The organism is Mycobacterium sp. OAE908, assembly GCF_017872775.1.
Lineage (GTDB): Bacteria > Actinomycetota > Actinomycetes > Mycobacteriales > Mycobacteriaceae > Mycobacterium.
Map to the genome: position 1 here is coordinate 5,078,089 of NZ_JAGGJL010000001.1, position 10,516 is coordinate 5,088,604.

Consider the following 10,516-nt stretch of genomic DNA (forward strand, 5'->3'; position numbering starts at 1 on the left):
GTTGCGGCTCAGTCCCCGGCCGCCGCCAGCCACGCCTCTTCCAACGTTTCCTTGCGCTCCAATAGCTCCTGAAGCTGGACGTTGAGCTCGCCGACCCGCACATGATCGGCGGCCGCCTCCGCCATCGAGTCATGCAACGCCGCGATCTGACCGTCGAGCTTCTGCAGCTGTCCTTCGATCCGGGCCATCTCTTTGCCAGCCCGTCGCTCGCGGGCCGACGCCGACTCGGACGCCCGCACCGGCGCAGATGCCTTCGTCTCACCGGAAGCCGCCGCTACTCGGTCCGCGAGGTACTGCTCGATTCCGCCGGGCAGCATGTCGCATCGGCCGCCGCCGGTCAACGCATACGTCACGTCGCTGACGCGCTCGAGGAAATACCGGTCGTGCGTGACGACGATCAGCGTTCCCGGCCAGCCGTCGAGGTAGTCCTCGATCACCGTCAGCGTGTCGATATCGAGATCGTTTGTCGGCTCGTCGAGTAGCAACACGTTCGGCTCGTCGAGCAGCAGCCGCAGGAACTGCAGCCGGCGCCGCTCGCCTCCGGACAGGTCCGCAATCCGCGCGGTCAACTTGTCGCCGGTGAAGCCGAAGTCCTTCAGCAAGGTGTCGGCCGTGATCTCGCGTCCGCCCGCCAATTCGGTTACCCGGCGCCGGTTCTCGACGGCATCCAAGACCCGCGAGGCACTGTCCAGCTCAACCAATGCCTGGCTCAGATAGCCGATCCGAAGCGTGGTGCCGCGCTTGATCGTGCCCGCCGAAGGCTGCAACTCGCCGGTCAGCAGCCGCAACACCGATGTCTTGCCCGTGCCGTTCACCCCGACCAACCCGATGCGGGCGCCCGGCCCGATGGACCAGTCCACCCGGTCCAAGATCACTCGATCGGCCACTTCCAAAACAACCCTGTGCAGATCGAACACGTCCTTGCCAAGGCGCGTCGTCGCAAAGCGTTGCAGCACAAGCGAATCGCGCGGCGGGGGCTCGTTGGCTATCAGGTCGTTGGCGGCCTGGATCCGGAACTTGGGTTTCGACGTGCGTGCCGGCGGTCCGCGCCGAAGCCAGGCCAGTTCCTTGCGCATCAGATTGCGTCGGCGCGCCTCGGTCCCCGCGGCCAGCCGCATCCGCTCCGCACGCGCAAGGACGTAGGCCGCATACCCGCCGTCGTACGCGTCGACCGCGCCGCCGTGCACCTCCCACGTCCGCGTGCACACCTCGTCGAGAAACCATCGATCGTGGCTCACCACAACCAACGCCTTGGTGCGTCGCCCGCGCAGGTAGCCCGCCAGCCACCCGATCACCTCGACGTCGAGATGGTTGGTCGGCTCGTCCAGCACCAGCACGTCGTGGCCGGCGAGCAGCACCTCGGCAAGCGCCACCCGGCGACGCTCACCACCGGAGAGCCGGACGACTTCAGCATCCAGATCCACACCGGACAACAGATGCGAGACGACCTCGCGGGTCTCCGGCTCGGCGGCCCACACATGGTCGGCCCGGCCGCCGACGATCACCTCCCGCACGGTGGCGCCAAGGAGCTCGTCGCCCTGTCGCAGATAGCCGACCGAGAGTCCGGAGGTATGCGTGACCCGGCCCGAATCGGGCGGCCTGGTTTCGGTCAGCACCTGCAGCAGGGTCGTTTTGCCGTCGCCGTTGCGCCCGACGACGCCGATCGCGTCGCCCTCCTCGACACCGAGGCTGACCGCGTCCAACAGCGTGCGGGTGCCATAGCCGACGGTCGCCCGCTCGACGTTGATCAGATTCGCCATCAGCCGCCGATGATATGCGGACGACATGCCATGATGACGTCGACGGTCGGGGGACTGGAGCGGCATAAGGGGAGTGGGTCGTGGTGGACCTTTCGGCGATTACCAGGCCGGTCGGGCGACTGGTGGCCACCGCGCAGAACGGGCTGGAGGTGCTGCGCTACGGCGGCCTGGAGACCGGCGCCGTACCGTCACCGTTCCAGATCATCGAGAGCGTTCCGATGTACCGGCTGCGGCGCTACTTCCCCCCCGACACGCGTCCAAGCGCAAAACGGCCGGGACCCCCGGTTTTGATGGTGCATCCGATGATGATGTCGGCCGACATGTGGGACGTCACCCGCGACGACGGCGCCGTCGGCATCCTGCACAACGCCGGCGTCGACCCATGGGTCATCGACTTCGGCTCGCCCGACAAGGTCGAAGGCGGCATGGACCGCAACCTCGCCGACCACGTGGTGGCACTCAGCGAAGCGATCGACACCGTCAAGGAGGTCACCGGCCGCGACGTGCACCTGGCCGGCTACTCGCAGGGCGGCATGTTCGCCTACCAGAGCGCGGCCTACCGCCGGTCCAAAGACCTGGCCAGCATTGTCGCGTTCGGCTCGCCCGTCGACACCCTGGCCGCGCTGCCGATGAACATGCCGGCCAGCCTGGCGCCCGCGGCGGCCGACTTCATGGCCGATCACGTGTTCAGTCGCATCGACATTCCCGGCTGGCTGGCACGCACCGGCTTCCAAATGCTCGACCCCATCAAGACCGCGCAGTCGCGACTGGAATTCCTGCGCCAGCTGCACGACCGCGAGGCCCTGCTGCCGCGCGAACAGCAGCGCCGGTTCCTCGCCTCGGAAGGCTGGATCGCGTGGTCGGGCCCCGCCATCGCTGAGCTTCTCAAGCAGTTCATCGCCCACAACCGGATGATGAGCGGCGGCTTCTCCATCCACGGCGATCTGGTCACGCTGTCCGACATCGACTGCCCGGTGCTCGCCGTGATCGGCGAGGTCGACGACATCGGTCAGCCCGCATCCGTGCGTGGCATCAAGCGCGCCGCGCCCAAGGCTGATGTCTACGAATTCCTCATCCGCGCAGGGCATTTCGGCCTCGTCGTGGGATCGAAGGCGGCCAGCCAGACGTGGCCGACCGTTGCGCAGTGGGTGAAGTGGATCGACGGCAGCGGTGCTCAGCCCGACGGCGTCAACCCGATGGCGTTGCAGCCCGCCGAGCACAACGAGAGCGGTGTTTCGTTCACCTCCCGCGTCGCCCACACCACCGCCGCCGCGACCGAGCTGGCGTTCAGCCTCGCGCGCACTGCGGCCGATGCCTTCGTCGCGGCCAACAAGTCCGCGCGCACGTTGGCCGTCGAGACGTATCGCACGCTGCCGCGGCTCGCGCGCCTCGGCCAGATCAACGACCACACCCGCATCTCGCTCGGGCGCATCATGTCCGAGCAGGCCCGCGATGTACCCCAAGGCGAATGCCTGCTGTTCGACGGCCGCGTCCACACCTACGAGGCGGTGGACCGCCGGATCAACAACGTCGTCCGTGGCCTGATCGACGTGGGCGTGCGCCAGGGCGCCCGCGTCGGGGTGCTGATGGAGACCCGGCCCAGTGCGCTCGTCGCGATCGCCGCGCTGTCGCGTCTCGGCGCCGTGGCGGTGCTGATGCCGCCCGACGTCGACCTGGCGGCCGCCGCTCGGCTCGGCGGGGTGTCGGAGATCATCGCCGATCCGAGCCACCTGGACGCGGCCCGCGGGCTCGGCACGCGGGTGCTGGTGCTCGGCGGCGGCGAATCCCGCGACCTGGACCTGCCCGAGCACGCAGACGTCACAGATATGGAGAAGATCAACCCCGACGTCGTCGACTTGCCCGGTTGGTACCGGCCCAACCCCGGGCTCGCGCGCGACCTGGCGTTCGTCGGGTTCAGCAACATCGGCGGCGAACTCGTCGCCCGCCAGATCACCAACTATCGCTGGGCGCTGTCAGCGTTCGGCACCGCGTCGGCAGCCAACCTGGGCCGCGCCGACACGGTTTACTGCCTGACGCCGCTGCATCATCAGTCGGGGCTTCTGGTGAGCCTCGGAGGCGCGGTCGTCGGCGGATCGCGCATCGCGCTGTCGCGCGAGTTACGCCCCGACCGGTTCCTGCAGGAAATCCGCCAATACGGCGTGACCGTGGTGTCCTACACCTGGGCGATGCTGCGGGAGGTCATCGACGACCCGGCCTTCTCGCTGACCGGAAGCCATCCCGTGCGGCTGTTCATCGGATCGGGCATGCCGACGGGCCTATGGAAGCGGGTGTGCGAGGTTTTCGAGCCCGCGCACATCGTGGAGTTCTTCGCCACCACCGACGGGCAAGCGGTGCTGGCCAACGTTTCGGGTGCCAAGCCGGGCAGCAAGGGCAGGGCGCTGCCTGGCGGCGGTGAAGTCGAGCTCGCGGCCTACGACGCCGAGGACGACCTGATCCTCGAGGACGAGCAGGGATTCGTGCGCAGGGCCGACGTGAACGAAGTCGGTGTGCTGCTCGCCCACCCGCGCGGCCCGGTAGATCCGACGGCGTCGGTGAAACGTGGCGTGTTCGCCCCGGCCGACACCTGGGTGTCGACGGAGTACCTGTTCCGGCGCGACGAGGACGGCGACTACTGGCTCGTCGACAACCGCGGCGCGGTGATCCACACCGAGCGCGGCACGGTCTACTCGTCGCCCGTCAACGACGCTGTCGGCCGCCTCGGTGCGGTGGATCTGGCCGTGACATACGGCGTCGACGCCAACGGCCACCAGCTGGCCGTGACGGCATTGGCGCTGCGTCCCGGCGGCAGCATCCCATCGGCGGATCTGAACGAGGCGTTGGCCGATCTGCCCGTCGGCAACTCGCCCGACATCGTGCATGTCGTGCCGGAGATGCAGCTCAGCGCGACCTACCGGCCGCTTGTCGGCCCGCTGAAGTCCGAGGGCATCCCCAAGCCGTCTCGTAACGCCTGGTACCTGGATCCCGATGAGAATCGGTACAAGCGGTTGACTGTTGCAGTTCGCACCGAGATCGCTGGCGCTCAACAGTGAGCTGGGTTCACTGTTAGGCTCCCGCTGTCGGCAGGAGGAGATGACATTGCAGACCAGTAATCTGCGGCGGGCAGTTGTAGGCAGCACGATGGCCGTGTCTCTTCTCGGCGGTTTCGGTGTGGCGACGGCCTTCGCCGACCCCGTTGAAAGCTGCACTGGGGCCGAGTGCGCCAAGAACGATCCGGCGACCCCGAACGCGCAGACTCCCGCCGCGCCGGCGATGACGGCCGATCAGGTGCTCGCCATCATCGACCAGGATTACGACACCGGCGCGGGCGGCGGTCAGCTGTCCGGCCTGATTCACGACGTGCTGAAACTACGCGCGCTGGGCTTCAAGCCCTCGAAGGCGAACACGGACGCGATCGTCAAGGCACTCGACTACCGACCGAACCAGCAACCACTGATCGAGGCGTTGAAAGACACGCTGGCCTATCAGCACAAGATGCAGGCGCTTCAGCAGAACGCGGGTAACACGCAGCAGCCGGGTTACAACTTCGGTATCGGTCAGGCGCCCCCCGGCATGGCACCGGCTGTGCCCCCGGGTGTTCCGGTGGAGCCGGGTCAGAACCAGGGCGTCTTCATCGGCGTCGGCTAGCGGCCGTGGTCGACGAAAAACTGCTCAGCATTCTCGTGTGCCCGCAAGACCGCGGGCCGTTGCTGTTGGTCGATGACGAGGTTCTCTACAACCCGCGACTGCGCCGCGCGTATCGCATCGACGACGGCATCCCGGTTCTTCTCGTCGACGAGGCCGTCGCGGTGACCGACGATGCCGAACATCAGCGACTGCTGGACCGCGCCTCAGGTGAGTCCGGGTAGGTCACCGGTCAGATAACGCTGCAGGTTGGGCCCGATCGTTTCGGCGATCTGCTCCACAGGCAGCGACTTGAACGGGTCCAATTCCAGGATGTAGCGGGCCATCACGATGCCAACCAACTGCGATGCGACGAACTGCACGCGGATTCGTCCGCTGCCAGGAGGGTTGTCGACGCGGCTACCGACCTCGACGGTGATCACTTCCTGCAAGAAGGAGCGGATCAGCGTGACGTCATTGCCTGCCAGTAACGATCGCAACTCCGCGATGAAACCCTTGCCCATTTCGGAATCCCACAGCGCGAGCAGAATTCGGGGCAGGACGTAGCCGATCTGTTCCACCGGTACTTGGCGAAGCGGACCGATGACATCCATGGGATCGACCGGAATGTGGATGGCCGCGGCGAACAGCTGGGTTTTGGCACCGAAGTAGTGATGCACCAACGCGGGGTCGACGCCCGCGTCCTTGGCGATCGCGCGGATCGACGTCTTGTCAATGCCATTGCGGGCGAACAGATTACGAGCGCTCTCCAGGATGCGCTCGCGCGTGTCCGACGTCCCGGGCGGACGCCCTGGACGTTTGCGTTCGAGTTCCGCTGTCAAGCTATGGAGTCCTTCGTCGAAGCGTTGCCGCGGCCAGGCACAGCGCGACTATCGCGAAGCCGACCACAACGGCGATGTCACGCACGGCGATCGCCGTCGGCTCCGAGTATGCACCGACCTGTTGCAACGCTTCCAGAGCGTAGCTGGCGGGCAGCACATTGCTGATCCATTGCAGCCAGTCCGGCAGGACGTCGCGAGGCACGATGATGCCGCACAACAACAGTTGCGGGGCGATGACCACCGGCATGAACTGCACGGCCTGAAACTCGGTGCGGGCGAAGGCACTACACAGCAGACCGAGTCCCACACCCAACACCGCATTGATGATCGCGATGGTGAACACCAGAATCGGGCTGCCCTTGGTGTCCAGGCCGAGGAAAAGATAGGACACCAGACACGCCAGCGTGGCCTGCGCCGCGGCCGCTATCGAGAACGCGGTGCCGTAGGCGGCCAGCAGGTCGAGCCGGCGCAGGGGAGTGGTCAGGATGCGTTCCAGGGTCCCCGAAACCCGTTCTCGCTGCATGGTTATCGAGGTGATCAGGAACATCACAATCAGCGGAAACACGCCGAGCATGATCAGGCACGCGTTGTTGAACGGCGACGGCGCACCTGGCCGATGCGGAGCGTTCTGGAACATGAAATACATCAGCGTGATGATCAGACTCGGCACGACGAGGATCATCGCGACGCTGCGGTGATCGGCGGCGAGCTGCCGCAAGATTCGCCCGGTGGTGGCGAAGTAGGCCTGCGGGCTCAGCCGGCTGCGGCTGCGGTGCTGTGCCGGATGACGGACAGAAACGCTTCCTCCAGTGACTGACATCCCGTGTCCTCTCGTAGTTTCTCAGGTGTGCTGTGGGCCAGCAGATGGCCCTCGCGCATCAGCAGCAGGTCGCCGCAGTGGTCCGCCTCGTCCATCACGTGGCTCGACACCACCAATGTCGTTCCACGCTTGGCGAGTTGGTGGAATTGATCCCACAGATCGACCCGCAGCACGGGGTCAAGGCCCACGGTGGGCTCGTCGAGTACAAGCAACTCGGGACGGGACACCAGCGCGCAGGCCAACGACACGCGCGTGCGCTGGCCACCAGACAGGTTGCCGCACAAGGCAGTTCGGTGATCGTCCAGGCCGACGGCCGCAATCGCCTCGTCGGCAGCTTGAGAGTCCGTGCCATACAGCGCCGAGAAGTAGCGCACGTTGTCGACGATTCGCAGGTCGTTGTAAATGGTGGGGTCTTGGGTGACGTAGCCGACGCGGTGCCGCAGATCAGCCGACCCGGCCGGGCGGCCCAGCACCGCGACCGTCCCCTCGTCGATGATCTGGGTGCCGACGATGCAGCGCATCAGCGTGGTTTTGCCGCAGCCCGACGGGCCGAGCAGGCCGGTGATCGTGCCGCGCGCGATCTGCACCGAGATGTTGTCCAGCGCGACCCGCTTACCGCGGACCACCCGCAGATTCTGAATGTCGATGGCAGGGTCTGCCCCGTTGCGAAGTAATTCATCGCTCGATGAACTCATCATGTGATGAATAGTCCTCCCCGCTGATGGGGGTGTCAAGGGCCGCAGGCAGAATCGGGCGAGTGAGCTCCGAGCTGTTGTCCGTGGACCCCGTGACCGCGGCGCGGCGGCTGCTCGGAGCTGCGCTGACCGGGCGTGGCGTCAGCGCGATGATCGTCGAAGTGGAGGCGTATGGGGGGCCGCCGGACGGCCCGTGGCCGGACGCCGCGGCGCACTCGTTTCGCGGTCCGACCGGTCGCAACAAGGTGATGTTCGGCCCCGCAGGGCGGCTCTACACCTACCGGAGCCACGGCATTCATGTGTGTGCGAACGTCGTGTGCGCGACGGACGGAGTCGCTGCCGCGGTGCTGTTGCGGGCCGCGGCGGTGGAAGCCGGCATCGATGAGGCCCGGTCACGGCGCGGGGAGTTGACCAGGCCGGTCGCATTGGCCCGCGGGCCCGGCAATTTGTGCTCAGCACTCGGAATCACCATGGACGACAACGGGATTGACCTGTTCGATGTCGAGAGCCCGGTCCGGGTGACGCCCAACGAGGAGCATGATGGCGTCGAGGGCCCGCGCGTTGGCGTCAGTAAGGCAGCCGACCGGCCGTGGCGGTTCTGGCTGGCTGGTCGCCCCGAGGTGTCGCTGTACCGCAGGAGTCCGCGGGCGCCGGCGCCCGGCGAAAGCGACTAACCCGACCGCTCGAGGGTCAACGCCGGCGGCGCGAGCCGTGCGCACCGCGGTCCGCCGCACTCGTCGGTGAGGTCGACCCTCGCGATCACCTTTTGCGTCTCAGCGACCAGAGGTGCGAGGTCGGCGAGCATGAGCTTGGCCCTTCGGAACATCGCAAAGGAGCCGTCGTCGCCGACGTCACCCCACGTGAGATACACAAACCGGGCGCCCGGCTTGCCCTGCACGGCGGCGCCGCGGAAGTCCAGACCGTCGCCGCGAAAGATGACGTCGATGGGGACAGTCCAGGACGGCGACTCCGCGTCGGCGCGGACCAGGTCGCGCGGCTCCTTACCGACTTGAATGCCGACATGGACGTTGTCGTAGTACTCGTCGCGGGACCGCCAGACGCGGCCCGGCAGGTGATGACCCTGGATCTGCAACAACATCGGCATCGACGGTAGGGGAAGATCAAGCGCATGGGTACGTCGATCCTCGACGAGTTGGAATGGCGTGGGCTGATTGCGCAGTCCACCGACAGAGATGTGCTGGCCGCCGAGCTGGAATCCGGACCCGTCACCGTGTACTCGGGTTTCGACCCCACTGCACCGAGCCTGCACGCCGGACATCTGATCCCGCTGTTGACACTGCGGCGTTTTCAGCAGGCGGGGCATCGGCCGATCGTGCTGGCCGGCGGCGCAACCGGGATGATCGGGGACCCACGCGAGACGGGTGAGCGGACGCTCAACACGGCGGACACCGTGGCGGAATGGGCCGACCGGATACGTGGGCAACTGGAGCGGTTCGTCGACTTCGATGACTCGCCGACGGGCGCAATCGTGCAGGACAACCTGTCGTGGACAAGCGAGCTCTCCGCAATCGAGTTCCTTCGCGACCTCGGCAAGCACTTCTCGGTCAACGTGATGCTCGACCGCGAAACCGTCCGGCGCCGCCTGGAGGGCGACGGCATCTCCTACACGGAGTTCAGCTACATGCTGTTGCAAGCCAACGACTACGTGGAGCTGCACCGGCGGTACGGATGCTCGCTTCAAGTCGGGGGCTCTGATCAGTGGGGCAACATCATCGCCGGGGTCCGACTGGTGCGCCAGATCGCGGGCGCGACGGTGCACGCGCTGACGACTCCGTTGGTGACGGATTCCGAAGGCAAGAAGTTCGGGAAGTCGACGGGCGGCGGCAGCCTCTGGCTCGACCCGGACATGACCAGTCCGTACGCCTGGTACCAGTACTTCATCAACACCGCGGACGCCGATGTCATTCGGTACCTGCGCTGGTTCACTTTCCTTTCCCAGGACGAGCTTGCCGACCTAGAGCAGGCGACGCAGGAGCGGGCGCACGAACGAGCGGCGCAGCGTCGACTGGCCCGCGAGCTGACCAACCTGGTGCACGGCGAGGCCGCGACCGAAGGAGTGGAACACGCCAGCCAGGCGCTGTTCGGACGGGGGGAGTTGGCCCAGCTCGATGAGCCGACGCTGGCGGCCGCGCTGCGTGAAGCATCCGTGGCCGAACTCAAGCCAGGCGGTCCCGAAACCATCACTGACCTGCTGGTGGCCAGCGGATTGTCCAACAGCAAGGGCGCCGCGCGACGAACCATCAGCGAGGGCGGCGCCTACGTCAACAACGCGCGCATCGACAGCGAGGAGTGGGTGCCGCAGCCGTCGGACTTCCTCCACGGCCGCTGGTTGGTCCTCCGACGCGGTAAGCGGAATATCGCGGGAGTCGAGCGAGTGGGCTGATTTGTCGGCTTCGGGAACAAAGTCTTGCCGTTGTGCGTTAGACCACTTGTTGGAGTCGACGCACCCTGTGCGCACCATAGGCCGTAACCCGAAAGACACGCCCTATCAGCCCATTTGACTCCGAGTTATCCCTCACGTAACTTATCGGAGTCGCTGCGACACGGGCCTGGCCCGAAGAGCGCGGCGGCTCCCAGAGGGAAGCCCCAACTTCGGTTGGGTTCCTGATTGTCCGCACTACTTGTCCGCGGCCTTTTGGCCGCGGGCTCGTTGCGCGGCCGAGCGGGTGTGTTGTTTGAGAACTCAATAGTGTGTTTGGTGGTTTTTGTTTGTTGTTGTTTTTGCCGCCCTTCTTTTCCCGTTTGGGGGGTGGTTTT

10 protein-coding genes are annotated in these 10,516 nt (G+C 66.3%); 5 read left to right on the forward strand and 5 right to left on the reverse strand.

Annotated elements, in window-relative coordinates:
• Positions 1-8: 8 nt before the first annotated feature.
• A complete protein-coding gene (locus J3E61_RS25035) occupies positions 9-1,760 on the reverse strand; it encodes an ABC-F family ATP-binding cassette domain-containing protein (protein ID WP_210085361.1) in 1,752 nt (583 codons plus the stop codon).
• A gap of 83 nt (positions 1,761-1,843) precedes the next feature.
• On the opposite strand from J3E61_RS25035, the gene J3E61_RS25040 reads away from it, so the two are divergent.
• Genes J3E61_RS25040 through J3E61_RS25050 form a run of 3 tightly spaced genes read left to right on the forward strand, consistent with a single transcriptional unit; the run spans position 1,844 to position 5,626 of the window.
• Positions 1,844-4,810 (forward strand): acyl-CoA synthetase, encoded by a 2,967-nt coding sequence (locus J3E61_RS25040; RefSeq protein WP_210085688.1) that lies wholly within the window; start codon positions 1,844-1,846, stop codon positions 4,808-4,810.
• A 40-nt stretch (positions 4,811-4,850) separates the two neighbouring features.
• Complete coding sequence (locus J3E61_RS25045; protein ID WP_210085362.1) at positions 4,851-5,405, forward strand: hypothetical protein; 555 nt, start codon at positions 4,851-4,853, stop codon at positions 5,403-5,405.
• A 5-nt stretch (positions 5,406-5,410) separates the two neighbouring features.
• Entirely contained in the window at positions 5,411-5,626 is a 216-nt protein-coding gene (locus tag J3E61_RS25050; RefSeq protein ID WP_210085363.1) for a Trm112 family protein, read from the forward strand.
• On the opposite strand, the gene J3E61_RS25055 is transcribed toward J3E61_RS25050, so the two are convergent.
• From J3E61_RS25055 to J3E61_RS25065, 3 genes are read right to left on the reverse strand one after another with little or no spacing between them, the layout of a single operon-like run.
• Positions 5,609-6,223, reverse strand: a complete 615-nt coding sequence (locus J3E61_RS25055; protein WP_192720430.1) for a TetR family transcriptional regulator — start codon at positions 6,221-6,223, stop codon at positions 5,609-5,611. The two genes, J3E61_RS25050 and J3E61_RS25055, sit on opposite strands and share 18 nt — an antisense overlap.
• A 1-nt stretch (position 6,224) precedes the next feature.
• Entirely contained in the window at positions 6,225-6,980 is a 756-nt protein-coding gene (locus J3E61_RS25060) for an ABC transporter permease (RefSeq protein ID WP_192722322.1), read from the reverse strand.
• Positions 6,977-7,741 (reverse strand): ABC transporter ATP-binding protein, encoded by a 765-nt coding sequence (locus J3E61_RS25065; RefSeq protein WP_210085364.1) that lies wholly within the window; start codon positions 7,739-7,741, stop codon positions 6,977-6,979. Before J3E61_RS25065 ends, J3E61_RS25060 begins: the two co-directional genes overlap by 4 nt.
• A 23-nt stretch (positions 7,742-7,764) precedes the next feature.
• Between J3E61_RS25065 and J3E61_RS25070 the strand changes: the two genes are divergently transcribed.
• Positions 7,765-8,412, forward strand: coding sequence for a DNA-3-methyladenine glycosylase (locus J3E61_RS25070; RefSeq protein WP_210085365.1), 648 nt, complete (start codon positions 7,765-7,767; stop codon positions 8,410-8,412).
• Here J3E61_RS25070 and J3E61_RS25075 read toward each other — a convergent pair.
• Positions 8,409-8,837: a monooxygenase gene (locus J3E61_RS25075; RefSeq protein WP_210085366.1), complete on the reverse strand. Its 429-nt coding sequence runs from the start codon at positions 8,835-8,837 to the stop codon at positions 8,409-8,411. The genes J3E61_RS25070 and J3E61_RS25075 overlap by 4 nt on opposite strands.
• A 30-nt stretch (positions 8,838-8,867) precedes the next feature.
• Here J3E61_RS25075 and J3E61_RS25080 point away from each other — a divergent pair, with 30 nt between their 5' ends.
• Complete coding sequence (locus tag J3E61_RS25080) at positions 8,868-10,142, forward strand: tyrosine--tRNA ligase (RefSeq protein ID WP_210085367.1); 1,275 nt, start codon at positions 8,868-8,870, stop codon at positions 10,140-10,142.
• Positions 10,143-10,516: the final 374 nt, after the last annotated feature.